Origin of the sequence: Massilia sp. CCM 8734 (assembly GCF_011682155.1) — a bacterium.
In the GTDB taxonomy this organism is placed as follows: domain Bacteria; phylum Pseudomonadota; class Gammaproteobacteria; order Burkholderiales; family Burkholderiaceae_D; genus Telluria_A; species Telluria_A rubra.
On sequence record NZ_WHJI01000371.1, the window covers coordinates 1 to 224 of the forward strand.

Here is a 224-nt window from a genome sequence, read left to right on the forward strand (position 1 = left end):
TCCGGAGCAGATGTTTGGCCGGACAGGCGCTCGGAAGGTGAAGGACGATCTTGTTCTTGTACTGCCTGACCTGCACGGCGATTTTGAACAGTTTGGCAATGACCGTTGATGGCTGCGCCTGCGACAGTGCGGTATGCCGCAGCCCTTCGGTACGCAGTTGCTGATGCAGGATGTAGGCCGCCGCGTGCAGCAACAAGCGCATGCAATTGGCGAGAAAGCTGGTG

At 58.5% G+C, this 224-nt stretch carries 1 protein-coding gene; it reads right to left on the bottom strand.

Features of this window, described 5'->3' with window-relative positions; genetic code table 11:
- On the bottom strand, window positions 1-224 hold a 224-nt coding region (locus tag F2P46_RS36925; protein ID WP_208296985.1), incomplete at both ends, for a transposase.